Origin of the sequence: Labrys wisconsinensis (assembly GCF_030814995.1) — a bacterium.
GTDB lineage: Bacteria > Pseudomonadota > Alphaproteobacteria > Rhizobiales > Labraceae > Labrys > Labrys wisconsinensis.
On the sequence record NZ_JAUSVX010000001.1, the window covers coordinates 1,201,201 to 1,213,212 of the forward strand.

Here is a 12,012-nt window from a genome sequence, read left to right on the forward strand (position 1 = left end):
GACGACGCCGATGCACGCCTATCTCAAGGTCGACCACGTCGACAAGGCCTTCACCCGCGGCACCGCGACGACGCAGGTCCTCCGGGACGTCACCCTCACCATCGAGCGCGGCGAGTTCGTGTCGATCATCGGCCATTCCGGCTGCGGCAAGTCGACCCTGCTCAACCTGATCGCCGGGCTGACGCCGGTGAGCGCCGGGGCGATCCTCCTAGAGAACAAGGAGGTCAACGCGCCGGGCCCGGACCGCGCCGTGGTGTTCCAGAACCACAGCCTGCTGCCCTGGCTGTCGGTCTACGACAATGTCCGCCTGGCGGTGGACAAGGTCTTCGGCGCCGGCAAGACCCGGGCGGAGCGGCGCGACTGGGTGATGCACAATCTCGACCTCGTGCAGATGGTCCACGCCAAGGACAAGCGCCCCTCCGAGATCTCCGGCGGCATGAAGCAGCGGGTCGGCCTCGCCAGGGCACTGTCGATGGAGCCGAAGATCCTGCTGCTCGACGAGCCGTTCGGGGCGCTCGATGCGCTGACGCGAGCCCATCTCCAGGACCAGGTGATGGAGATCCACGCGCGCCTGGGCGCCACGACCATCATGATCACCCACGACGTCGATGAGGCCGCGCTGCTCTCCGACCGCATCGTGATGATGACCAACGGCCCCTCGGCCACGATCGGCGACATCCTCGGCGTGCCGCTGCCGCGCCCGCGCCGCCGCCTCGAGCTCGCGGCCAACCCGACCTATCTGCGCACCCGCGAGGCCGTCCTGAAATTCCTCTACGAGCGCCACCGCTTCGTCGAGGCGGCCTGACCATCCCATCCCGACACCCCGGAGCCGGACCATGACGCCGCAGCAGATCGAGCTCGTCCAATCGTCCTTCGCCCGCGTCGCGCCGATCGCCGACACCGCTGCCGGCCTGTTCTACGGCCGTCTGTTCGAGATCGCGCCGGAGGTGAAGCCGCTCTTCCCCCGCGACATGGAGGGGCAGGGCCGCAAGCTGATGGCGGCGCTCGCCACCGTGGTCGCCGGCCTCGGCCGGCTGGAAGCGCTCCTGCCGGCGATCAAGGCCATGGCGGCGCGGCATGTCGGCTACGGCGTCACCGCCGCGCACTACGCCCCGGTCGGCACGGCGCTGATCTGGACCCTGGAGCAGGGCCTCGGCGAGGGCTTCACTCCCGAGGTCCGCGAGGCCTGGCTCTCGGCCTATGGCGCCCTCGCCGGGGTGATGATCGCCGAGGCCTATGGCGAGGAGGCCGCGGCCTGACCGGCCGCGACGGGGCAGCCATGACGGAAAACCTTCTCATCGTCGGCAACGGCATGGCCAGCGTCCGCCTCTGCGAAGAGCTGGCCGCCCGTGCGCCGGGCCGCTTCGCCGTCACGGTCGTCGGCGCCGAGCCGCTGCCCGGCTACAACCGGGTGCTGCTCTCGGCGCTGCTCGCCGGCGAGGTCGGCGAGGCCGACATCGCCTTGTGCGATACGGCCTGGTACGCGGCGCAGGGCATCCGCCTGATCACCGGCCGGCGGGTCGAGGCGCTCGACCTGCCCGGCCGTGCCGCGACCCTCTCCGATGGTGGCGGCATCGGCTTCGACCGCCTGGTGCTCGCCACCGGCTCCACGCCGATCCGCCTGGCGGTGCCGGGCATGGACCTGCCGGGCGTCATGACCTTCCGCGACCTCGCCGACCTGCCGGCCCTCGGCGCCGCCGCCCGCTCCGGCGGCCGCGTCGCGGTGATCGGCGGCGGGCTGCTCGGTATCGAGGCCGCCCATGCCCTGGCCAAGGGCGGGGCCGACGTCACCCTCGTCCACGTCACGGACCGTCTGATGGATCGCCAGCTCGATGTCAGCGCCGCCGCCTTCCTGAGGCGCGCCGTCGAGCGCAAGGGCATCCGGCTGCGCCTGTCGGCGCAGACCGCGGCGGTCGACGGCGCCGGCCGGGCCGAGGCGCTGGTGCTGGCCGACGGCGAGCGCCTGCCGACCGACCTCGTGGTGGTCGCGGTGGGCGTCCGGCCCAACGTCGCCCTCGCCGCGGCCGCCGGCCTGCCGGTCGGGCGCGGCATCCTGGTCGACGACGGCCTGACCACGAGCCTGCCCTTCGTCCACGCCGTCGGCGAGTGCGCCGAGCACCGCGGCATGGTCTACGGCCTGGTCGAGCCCGCCTATGACCAGGTGGGCGTGCTGGCCCGGCGGCTGGCCGGCGAGGCCGAGGCCCTCTATGGCGGCACGGCGCTCTCCACCAACCTCAAGGTTTCCGGTGTGCCGGTGTTCTCCGCCGGCGACGTCCAGGGCGAGGCCGGCACCGACGCGATCCTGCTGGAGGATCGGGGCCTCGGCCTGTTCAGGAAGCTGGTGCTGCGCGGCGACCGCCTGGTCGGCGCTGTGCTGGTCGGCGAGGCCGACGATGCGCTCTGGTACCGCGACCTCATCCGTCGCGGCGACGACGTCGCCGCCATCCGCGACGACCTCATCTTCGGCCGCGCCTTCTGCGACGGCGCCATCCGGGAGGCCGCATGACCCAGGATTTCACCCCCGACCAGAAGCGCTATCTGGAGGGCTTCGTCTCCGGCATGCAGGCGGTGCGCGGCGCCAGGGCGCCGTCCGCGGCACCGGTCGCCGCGGTGCCGACCGGGCCGGACGCCGCCCATGTCCGGGCGCAGGACGCCGCCGCCGCCGCCGGCCGCAAGCTGGTCGACCAGGAGAAGTGGAAGCGGGCCGAGCATCCCTTCGACGCCTATCCCAGGCTGAGGCACCAGGCACGCGAGGGCGCCTTTCCCAAGCCGGAGGACAATTTCCGCTGGCGCTATTTCGGGCTGTTCTACGTGGCCCCCGCCCAGGCGAGCTACATGGCGCGGCTGCGCATCCCCAACGGCATCCTCACCCATTGGCAGCTCGCCGGCATGGCCGAGATCGCCGAGCGCCACGGCGGCGGCTATGCCCATGTCACCACCCGCGCCAACCTGCAGATCCGCGAGATCAGGCCGGACGACGCGGTGCGCGTGGTCGAGGCGGTGCAGGACCTCGGCCTGTGCTCGCGCGGCTCGGGCGCCGACAATATCCGCAACGTCACCGGCTCGGCCACCGCCGGCATCGACCCGCAGGAGCTCTGCGACACGCGGCCCCTGGCGCGGGAGTGGCACCACCACATCCTCAACGACCGCTCGCTCTATGGGCTGCCGCGCAAGTTCAACGTCGCCTTCGACGGCGGCGGCCGCATCGCCACGCTGGAGGAGACCAACGACATCGGCTTCCAGGCAGTGGAGGTGCGCGGGGAGCACGGCGCCGAGCCGGGCCTCTGGTTCCGCCTCGTGCTCGGCGGCATCACCGGCCATCGCGACCTCGCGCGCCCGACCGGCGTCTTCTGCCGCGCCGAGGAGTGCTGCGCCGTCGCCGACGCCATCGTCCGCGTCTTCATCGACCATGGCGACCGCACCGACCGCACCAAGGCGCGGATGAAATATGTGCTCGACGCCTGGGGCTTCGAGAAATACCTCGCCGCGGTCGAGGAGAAGCTCGGCCGGCCGCTGACCCGCATCGCCGAGGCGGCGGTGGCGCCGCGCCCGCCGGTCGACCGCGCCGCCCATATCGGCCTGCACCCCCAGCGCCAGCCCGGGCTCAACTGGCTCGGCGTCGCCCTGCCGGTCGGGAAGATGACGGCGGCCGAGATGCGCGGCCTCGCTGCCCTCGCCCGCGACCTGGGCGACGGCGACATCCGCCTGACGGTCTGGCAGAACCTCATCCTCTCAGGCGTGCCGGACGAGCGGGCGGACGCCGCCAAGGCCGCGGTCGAGGCGCTCGGCCTCGGCTGGCGGGCGACCTCGCTGCGCGCCGGCCTGGTCGCCTGCACCGGCGCCACCGGCTGCAAGTTCGCCGCTGCCCATACCAAGGAGGACGCGCTCGCCATCGCCGACCACATCGATGCGCGGCTCAGCCTGGACGTGCCGGTGAACGTGCACCTGACCGGCTGCCATCATTCCTGCGCCCAGCACTATGTCGGCGATATCGGCCTGGTCGGCGCCAAGGTGACGGTGAGCGAGGAGGGCGACCAGGTGGAGGGCTACACCATCGTGGTCGGCGGCGGCTTCGCCGACCAGGCGCGCATCGGGCGCGAGCTCTGGCGCGAGGTGCCGGCGACCGCCTGCGCCGGCAAGGTCGAGGCCCTGCTGCGCGCCTATCTCGACCATCGGTCCGGCTCGCAGGAAAGCTTCCAGGCCTTCACCCAGCGCCATGAGCCCGAGGCGCTGCGCAGGCTGGCGGAGGCGTCATGAGCGTCCAGATCCCGCCGCCCCGCATGCTCGTGCCCGAGAGCGCGCCGTTCACGCCGGAGCAGCGCGCCTGGCTGAACGGCTTCTTCGCCGCCGTGGTGACGGCGGACGGGGCGCCGATGCCGCTCACCGCGGCGGAAGGGGCCGCGCTGATGCCGGAGGCGGCCGCCCCGGCGCTCGCCGACAACGATAGCGCGCCCTGGCACGATCCCAGCCTGCCGCTCGACGAGCGCCTCGCCATGGCCGCCGGCCGGCCGCTGGCGCCGCGCCTGATGGCCGCCATGGCGCAGCAGGATTGCGGCCAGTGCGGCTACAGCTGCGCCGACTATGCCAATGCCCTGTTCCTGAAGAAGGAGGAGCGGCTCACCCTGTGCGCGCCGGGCGGCAAGGAGACCGCCCGCATGCTCCGGCAGCTCGCGGCCGAGATCGGCGAGGCCCCGGCGGCCGTGCCGGTCGCGGGCGACGCCAAGCCCGTCGCCGGCCCCGCCGGCGAGCCCGGGCGTTCCCGCGACAACCCGGCCGAGGCCGCGTTCCTGTCGCGGCGGCGCCTCAACGGCGAAGGCTCGGCCAAGACCACCTGGCATGTCGAGTTCGACCTTGCCGCCAGCGGGCTCGACTATGCCCCGGGCGACAGCTTCGGCGTCTTCCCGAAGAACCCGCCGGCGCTCGCCGACCAGGTCATCGCCATGCTCGGCGCCCGGCCGGAAGGGTTGGTGCGGGGCAGGCCGCTGCGCGATGTCCTGATCGAGGATGTCGGCCTCGGCGCCCCGCCCGACGCCCTGTTCCAGCTCTTCTCCTATGTCAGCGGCGGCGACCTCAGGCGCAAGGCGCGGGCGCTGGCCAACGGCGAGGATCCCGACGGCGACGCCGCGACGCTCGACGTCCTGGCGGCGCTGCACAAGTTCCCCGGTGTCCGGCCGGGCGCGGAAGCCTTCGTCGAGGCGCTCGAGCCGCTGCAGCCGCGGCTCTATTCGATCTCCTCGTCGCTCGCCGCCAATCCCGGCCGGGTTTCGCTCACCGTCGACACGGTGCGCTACCGCATCGGCCCGCGCGAGCGGCTCGGCGTTGCCTCCACCTTCCTGGGGGAGCGCCTCGGTCTGGGCGAGACGCTGCGGGTCTATGTGCAGAAGGCGCACGGCTTCCGCCTGCCGGCCGATCCGGCGACGCCCGTCATCATGATCGGGCCGGGCACCGGCGTCGCCCCGTTCCGCGCCTTCCTGCAGGAGCGCCGGGCGGTGGGGGAGCCCGGGCGGAACTGGCTGTTCTTCGGCCATCAGCGGCGCGACCACGACTTCTTCTACGAGGACGAGTTCGCCGCCATGCGCGACAGCGGCCTGCTGACGCGGCTGTCCCTGGCCTGGTCGCGCGACGGCCGGGAGAAGTTCTACGTGCAGGACCGCATGCGCGAGGTCGGGGCGGAGCTGTGGCGCTGGATCGCCGAGGGCGCTCATCTCTATGTCTGCGGCGATGCCAGGCGCATGGCGCGCGACGTCGAGCGCGCCCTGGTCGACATCGTCGCCGAGGCGGGCGCCCGCTCGGCCGAGGAGGCCGCGGCCTTCGTCGCCGGGCTGAAGAAGGCCAGCCGCTACCAGGCGGACGTCTATTGATGAACGCGCACGCGCCGTCGCCGACGGTCCGCACCATCTGCCCCTATTGCGGCGTCGGCTGCGGCGTCCTCGTGACGCCGGACGGCGCCGGTGGCGCGGCCGTCGCCGGCGACCCCGGCCATCCCGCCAATGCCGGGCGGCTCTGCGTCAAGGGCGCGGCGCTCGGCGAGACGCTGGCGACCGGCGGGCGCCTGCTCCACCCGACGATCCACGGCGTGCGCTCCACCTGGAACCGGGCGCTCGATGCGGTCGCGGACGGGTTCCGGCGCACCCTGGAGACGCACGGGCCGGAGGCGGTCGCCCTCTATCTCTCCGGCCAGCTCCTCACCGAGGACTATTACGTCGCCAACAAGCTGATGAAGGGCTTCCTCGGCTCGGCCAATGTCGACACCAATTCGCGCCTGTGCATGGCCTCCTCCGTCGCCGGCCATCGCCGCGCCTTCGGCTCCGACACGGTGCCGGGCTGCTACGAGGATCTCGACGAGGCCGACCTGATCGTGCTGGTCGGCTCCAACGCCGCCTGGTGCCACCCCGTGCTGTTCCAGCGCATGGAAAAAGCGCGGGGGCGCGGCGCACGCCTGGTCGTGGTCGATCCGCGCCGCACCGTCACCGCCGAAGGGGCCGATCTCCATCTCGCCCTCGCGCCCGGCACGGACAGCGTCCTGTTCGCCCGCCTGCTGGTCGAGATCGTCGAGCGCGGCGCCCTCGACCGCGATTTCGTCGCTCGCCACACCGCCGGGCTCGACGAGGCGCTGGCGGCCGCCCGGGCGATCGCGCCGGACGCGGCCTCGGCGGCGGCGCGCTGCGGCCTGGAGGGGGAGGCGCTCGTCGCTTTCCTCGACTGGTGGATCGGCACGCCGCGCGTCGTCACCTGCTTCAGCCAGGGCGTGAACCAGTCGGCGCAGGGCACCGACAAGGTCAACGCCATCCTCAACGCCCATCTCGCCACCGGGCGCATCGGCCGGCCGGGCTGCGGCCCGTTCTCCCTCACCGGCCAGCCCAACGCCATGGGCGGGCGCGAGGTCGGCGGCCTCGCCAATCAGCTCGCGGCGCATATGGGTTTCTCGCCGGAGGAGGTCGAAAGGGTCGGGCGCTTCTGGCAGGCGCCGCGCATGGCGCGGCACGAGGGCCGCAAGGCGGTGGCGATGTTCGAAGCCGTCGAGCGCGGCGAGATCAGGGCGCTGTGGATCCTGTCGACCAACCCCGCCGTGAGCCTGCCGCGCGCCGATGCCATGCGAGCGGCCCTGAAGCGGCTCGACTTCCTGGCGGTGTCGGACATCTCCGCCCATGCCGACGGCATCCTCGACGCGGCGACGGTGGTGCTGCCGGCGGCCGCCTGGGGCGAGAAGGACGGCACCGTCACCAATTCCGAGCGCCGCATCTCGCGCCAGCGCCCGTTCCGGCCGCCGCCGGGCGAGGCCAGGCCCGACTGGTGGCAGCTCGCCGAGGTCGCCCGCCGCCTCGGCCATGGCGAGGCCTTCGCCTATGCCGGGCCCGCCGCCGTCTTCCGCGAGCATGCCGCGCTGTCCGCCTTCGAGAACGAGGGCCGCCGCGCCTTCGACATCGGCGGCCTCGCCGAGCTCACGGACGAGGCCTATGACCGGCTGGAGCCGGTGCAATGGCCGCTGCGCAGGGGCGAGGCGGAAGGCCGGCGCCGCCTGTTCGCCGAGGGCGGCTTCACCCATGCCGACGGCCGGGCGCGCTTCGTCGCCATCGCGGTGCCGGCGCTCGCCGCCATGCCCTCGCCGGACTATCCGCTGCTCCTCAACACCGGGCGGGTGCGCGACCATTGGCATACCATGACGCGCACCGGCCTCAGCCCGCGGCTCGCCCGCCATCGCGGTGCCCCCTTCCTCGAGGTCCATCCCGCCGACGCCGCGCGCTTCGGCCTGGTGGACGGGGGCTTCGCCGCGGTGCGCAGCCCGCACGGCGAGGTGCAGCTCAAGGTCGTCGTCACCGAAGGCCAGCGGCCGGGCTCGCTGTTCGCCCCGATCCACTGGACCGACGCCACCGCCGGCCGCGCCCGCGTCGGCGCGCTGGTGCATGCGATCACCGACCCGGTATCGGGCCAGCCCGATTCGAAGGCGGTGCCCGTCGCCGTCCGTCCCTGCGCCGTCGCCGCGCAGGGCTACATCGTCTCACGCCGGCGCCTGTCGCTGCCGGCCTGGCTCGGCCATGCCCGCATGGCGGTCGCGGGCGGAGAGGCCGTCACCTTCGCCAGCGTCCGGGATCCCGCGGCGCTGCACGCTCTCCTGTCGAACTGGCTCGGCCTGGAGGCGGCGCCGCTGGTACGGTCGGACCGGCGCGCCGGCACGCACCGGTCGGCGTCTCTTTCCGGCGGGCGGCTCGACATGCTGCTCGCCACCGCTCCCGAGAGCGACGAGGCGGCGCTCGACCGAGCCATCGCCCTGCTGGGCGAGGAGCGCATCGACCTGGCGACGCGCCGCTACCTCCTGGCCGGCCGCGGCCCGGCAGGCGACCGCAGCGCCGGGCCGCTGGTCTGCGCCTGCTTCGGCGTGCATCGCGCGGCGATCGAGGCGGCCGTCGGCGACGGCGCAAGCAACGTCGAAGCGGTCGGCGCGCGCTTGCGCGCCGGCACCAATTGCGGTTCGTGCCGGCCGGAGATCCGCCGGCTGATCGAGGCGATGGGGATACCGGCGGCCTGAGGCGGCGCGAGCGACGCCGGCTCAGTGCAGGCTGCCGCCCCCGCCATAGGCGACCCAGACATTGGGCTCCTCGTAGCGGCCGATCCGGCGGGTGGGATCGACCGAGATCGGCACCAGGGCGCCGTCGATGAGGAAGTCCCCGGACGCTTCCAGCTCCCGGCCGGCCCAGGTCTCCCAGAAGCCGAGCGGCTCCTCCACGACCATGGAGCGCTCGCAGGGGCGGACCAGGCGGCCGCCCTCCGACAGATGGGCGCGCAGCCAGGGATCGAAGATCCGGCCCTTGTCGTCCACCCAGTTCACATAGTCGCCGATCGGCACGAGGGGATGGGCGTCCTTGCGCGTCGGCCGCACCGGCGCGATCAGCCCGTCCAGCCCCATCCGGCCGGAAAGGTCGCGCAAGGCCCGGATCATCGTCCGGGCATGGCCCTTGCCGCGATGGACGGTCGGCACCGAGATCGCCAGCGCGCCCAGCATGTTCGCCCGGCCGCCGCGACGCGCCGCCGCCCGCTCGACCATCCAGTCCCAGCCCTCCGCCGGCAGCTCGTCCGGGCCGGAACAGGCGACGGGCACGCAGCAGGCGACGGCGACCGGGTAGTCCGTCTCGGGATCGACGAGGCAGAGCTGGCAGTCCGCGAACTCTTCCAGGAGATCGTCGTAGAAGTTGTGATGAGCGGCCGTGTAATTCAGAAAGCCGACCGGGCCCCAGGTCGCATGTTCGAGGGCGATCGCTGCCCGCCGCAAATCAGGACTGTAGCTCCTTGGCCGAATAACCAGATTTGTCACTGTCAAACTCGCGGAATTGAACGACTGCGGTGCTGGCCGCGCAGTATCGGCGCGATTTAATAATATATTAACCATATTTGTGCAATCAGGATTGATGGTTGCGCGAACTCGACAGCGTCTCACCTACGGTAGGTTGCAAGGATTCTCTGTGCCCATGCGCACGCGTGCAATCGGTGCCGGACCGACCGGTCGCCGGCTCCGTTTGTGGCCGAATCCGGTCCGCGACGCCTGTTCCGCCGGGCAACATGTTGTTCAACATTCTGCCGTAGCGTGCTGACGGAATCTCGGATCGGAGCGGGCCGGGCGGTAAGTATTTACAGTCGAGGCGGGTCACCGGGGTTCGAGCCGAGGCGTCAGGATGAAGCGATGGGCAGGGATAGCGGAGCCGGCTGGCGACTTGAATCGCCTGACGACCGCCATTGGACTCGCCATCGCGTTCTTCGGTCTCGCCCTGATCGGCGTCATCGTCTATGCCGGCTGGTCGTCCAACAAGGCGGCCGGTGAAACCGAGACCAAGCTGGTCGATTATGCCATCGACCAGAGCATCGCCCGGGTGCTCAATGAGCAGAAAAGCATTGCCTGGTGGGATGACGCGGTCAAGAACATCGACATCTCTTTCAACGCCGACTGGATCGATGAGCAGATCGGCCTCTTCCTGACCGAAATTTATGGCCAGGACGAACTCTATATCTTCAATTCGCAGGACAAGCCGATCTACGGGTACAAGAAGGGCGGCCGCCTGCAGGGCCTCGAGCGCTTCGATCAGAATCCGCAGTTCAAGGTGCTGCTCCAGGAGATGCGGGAGCGCAAGGCCAAGGGCCTGTTCGAGCGGCCGGACATCTTCGGCGAGGGCCAGGACCAGTTCCACGAGTTCAAGGGCGTCCTCGAATGGGGCAAGTGGCGCGGCCATATCCTCGTCGTCGACGGCCGGCCGGCCATCGTCACGGCCATCACCATCTGCCCGACCCTCGATCCCACATTGCTGAAGGACGAGCCGTATGCGTTGCTCAGCATCGTGTTCATCGACGACCAGTTCGTCCGCAAGATCGGCCGCTCGCTGCTGATGCCCGACCTGGCCCTGGTCAAGGACGGCGCCGCCGACCGCGACGCCATGACCGAGCCCTTCGTCGCCGACGACGGCACGCTGCTCGGCATGTTCAGCTGGAAGCCGCGGCAGCCGGGCGCCGTCATGCTGAACGTCATCCTGCCGCTGGTGCTGCTCGGCATCCTCGGCGCCGGGCTCCTGACGGCGCTGATGCTGCGGCGGCTGCGCGAGACCTCGGCGGAGCTGGCCCGGCGCGAGGCCGAGGCCCAGTACACGGCCAAGCACGATTCGCTGTCCGGCCTGCCGAACCGGCATTATTTCGCCGAGCAGGTCGATCAGGCGCTGCAGGGCCTCGCCGCCGGCACGCCGCCGGCCCTGATCATCGCCTATCTCGACATCGACCGGTTCAAGGACATCAACGACACGCTCGGGCACCAGTCCGGCGATGCGCTGATCCGGGCCGCCGCGCTCCGCCTCCGGGAGGAGTTGGCCCCCGGCGACGTGCTGGCCCGCTTCGGCGGCGACGAGTTCGCCATCCTGCGCACCGCCGACGACACCGGCGCGGCCACCGATCTCGCCGCCCGGCTCAGCGGCGCCTTCGCCGTGCCCTACGCCATCGCCAGCCAGAACGTCAGCGTCACCGCCTCGATCGGCTTCGCCTTCGCGCCGGAGCATGGCCGGACGGTCGATGAGCTGATGCAACGTGCCGACATCGCCCTCTATGCCGCCAAGGCCGCCGGACGCGACCAGGCCCAGTTCTTCTCCGACGAGATGGAGCGGGTGGTCCAGCGCCGGCGCACCGTGGAGATCGACCTGCAGGCCGCGCTGAAGCATGGCGGCCTGTCGCTCTACTACCAGCCCCTGTTCTCCTGCTCCTCCAACGAGGTGACGGGCGTCGAGGCGCTGCTGCGCTGGACCCATCCGACCGAGGGACCGATCGCTCCGTCCGAGTTCATCCCGATCGCCGAGGAGGCGGGGCTGATGCCGGCGCTCGGCTCCTGGGTGCTGGAGCAGGCCTTCGCCGACAGCGCCCGCCTGCCGGACCTGGAAATGTCGATCAACCTGTCGCCGGCGCAGCTGCGCAATGCCGGCATCGAGGATCACCTGGCCAGCCTGATCCAGCGCCACGGCGTGCGCCCCGGGCGCATCATCTTCGAGATCACCGAGAATGTGCTGCTGAACTCCTCGGCCTCCACCACCAAGACCATGGCCTTCATCCGCAATCTCGGCTTCAAGATCGCTCTCGACGATTTCGGCACCGGCTATTCCAGCCTGCGCTATCTCTGCGACTTCAAGTTCGATCGGCTGAAGATCGATCGCTCCTTCGTCACCGGCATCAACCAGACCGGCAACACTTTCGCCATCGCCCAATCCGCCGTCCAGCTCGGCCGGCACCTCGGCATGGACGTCGTCGCCGAGGGCGTGGAGACCGAGGCGGACGCGACCGTGATGCGCTTCCTCGGCTGCACCGCCCTGCAGGGCTACTACTTCGCCCGGCCCATGCCGATCGAACGGCTCGAGGCGGCCGTGCGGGAGTTCGCCCGCGCCCGTCCCCTCGCCGCCGGCGGCGCCGCCTGAGCGGTGTTTGCGCCGGCCGGCTTCCGGCCTATGACGTCCCCGGAGACCTTCGGACCCCGCGGCGCCGCGCCGGTGCGGG

Annotated in this window: 8 protein-coding genes; 7 read left to right on the top strand and 1 reads right to left on the bottom strand. The window is 71.6% G+C overall.

Annotation, left to right across the window (positions count from 1 at the left end):
* Nucleotides 1-10 precede the first annotated feature (10 nt).
* From QO011_RS05515 to QO011_RS05540, 6 genes are read left to right on the top strand one after another with little or no spacing between them, the layout of a single operon-like run.
* Nucleotides 11-805: an ABC transporter ATP-binding protein gene (locus tag QO011_RS05515; RefSeq protein ID WP_307268715.1), complete on the top strand. Its 795-nt coding sequence runs from the start codon at nt 11-13 to the stop codon at nt 803-805.
* Between the two features lie 31 nt (nt 806-836).
* The gene (locus tag QO011_RS05520; RefSeq protein WP_307268717.1) at nt 837-1,259 is read left to right on the top strand and encodes a globin family protein; all 423 of its coding nucleotides are present in this window, start codon (nt 837-839) and stop codon (nt 1,257-1,259) included.
* 20 nt (nt 1,260-1,279) lie between these two features.
* Nucleotides 1,280-2,506 carry an NAD(P)/FAD-dependent oxidoreductase gene (locus QO011_RS05525; RefSeq protein WP_307268721.1) on the top strand — a complete coding sequence of 409 codons (1,227 nt, stop codon included), beginning with the start codon at nt 1,280-1,282 and terminating at the stop codon, nt 2,504-2,506.
* Complete coding sequence (locus QO011_RS05530) at nt 2,503-4,257, top strand: NirA family protein (RefSeq protein WP_307268723.1); 1,755 nt, start codon at nt 2,503-2,505, stop codon at nt 4,255-4,257. Before QO011_RS05525 ends, QO011_RS05530 begins: the two co-directional genes overlap by 4 nt.
* Nucleotides 4,254-5,861, top strand: a complete 1,608-nt coding sequence (locus QO011_RS05535; RefSeq protein WP_307268725.1) for a sulfite reductase subunit alpha — start codon at nt 4,254-4,256, stop codon at nt 5,859-5,861. Before QO011_RS05530 ends, QO011_RS05535 begins: the two co-directional genes overlap by 4 nt.
* Complete coding sequence (locus QO011_RS05540) at nt 5,861-8,527, top strand: nitrate reductase (RefSeq protein ID WP_307268727.1); 2,667 nt, start codon at nt 5,861-5,863, stop codon at nt 8,525-8,527. The genes QO011_RS05535 and QO011_RS05540 overlap by 1 nt, the downstream gene beginning before the upstream one ends.
* 21 nt (nt 8,528-8,548) lie before the next feature.
* Here QO011_RS05540 and QO011_RS05545 read toward each other — a convergent pair whose 3' ends face one another.
* Nucleotides 8,549-9,268 (bottom strand): transferase, encoded by a 720-nt coding sequence (locus QO011_RS05545; RefSeq protein ID WP_307268729.1) that lies wholly within the window; start codon nt 9,266-9,268, stop codon nt 8,549-8,551.
* 439 nt (nt 9,269-9,707) lie between these two features.
* On the opposite strand from QO011_RS05545, the gene QO011_RS05550 reads away from it, so the two are divergent.
* Entirely contained in the window at nt 9,708-11,933 is a 2,226-nt protein-coding gene (locus QO011_RS05550) for a bifunctional diguanylate cyclase/phosphodiesterase (RefSeq protein ID WP_307268731.1), read from the top strand.
* The last annotated feature ends 79 nt before the right edge of the window (nt 11,934-12,012 follow it).

Bases quoted from the DNA above. Each gene is read 5' to 3' on its own strand.
- QO011_RS05540 (WP_307268727.1), top strand. From the start codon at position 5,861: ATGAACGCGCACGCGCCGTCGCCGACGGTCCGCACCATCTGCCCCTAT.
- QO011_RS05530 (WP_307268723.1), top strand. From the start codon at position 2,503: ATGACCCAGGATTTCACCCCCGACCAGAAGCGCTATCTGGAGGGCTTC.
- QO011_RS05525 (WP_307268721.1), top strand. From the start codon at position 1,280: ATGACGGAAAACCTTCTCATCGTCGGCAACGGCATGGCCAGCGTCCGC.
- QO011_RS05535 (WP_307268725.1), top strand. From the start codon at position 4,254: ATGAGCGTCCAGATCCCGCCGCCCCGCATGCTCGTGCCCGAGAGCGCG.
- QO011_RS05520 (WP_307268717.1), top strand. From the start codon at position 837: ATGACGCCGCAGCAGATCGAGCTCGTCCAATCGTCCTTCGCCCGCGTC.
- QO011_RS05515 (WP_307268715.1), top strand. From the start codon at position 11: ATGCACGCCTATCTCAAGGTCGACCACGTCGACAAGGCCTTCACCCGC.